The 352-nt window shown below is 67.0% G+C and carries 1 pseudogene; it reads right to left on the reverse strand.

The annotated features are described in order from the left end of the window. Positions 1-352 (reverse strand): annotated as a pseudogene (locus HCN08_RS34600) (discoidin domain-containing protein); the annotation flags it as partial.

The following is a 352-nucleotide window of genomic DNA, read 5'->3' on the forward strand; positions in this document are numbered from 1 at the left end:
AGGTAGTAGTCGGAGGAGCAGGCGGTGCCGTCCTCGTCGAGGGCGAGGAAGCCGGAGTTGGTGGGGACCCATGCCTGGGATTCGGCGGTCTTGGCGATCTGGTTGCCTTCGTTGTACTCGTCGAACATGGAGATGTAGATGCCCTGCACGCCGGCGCGGCACATGTTGTAGAACTGCCGCCACATGAAGTCGCCGTGGGCGCGCTGGCGCAGCGTGACCGCGCCGGGCAGCACGCACGGCTGGTAGTCGATGCCGTGCGCCGCGCACTCGGCCAGGTCGGGGACGGTGGCGACGTTGTAGAAGTTGTCGGCGTCGGCGGTGTTCCCGATCCGGCCGACCATCCACGGGCTGA

This window comes from Actinacidiphila epipremni, assembly GCF_012034175.1.
GTDB lineage: Bacteria > Actinomycetota > Actinomycetes > Streptomycetales > Streptomycetaceae > Actinacidiphila > Actinacidiphila epipremni.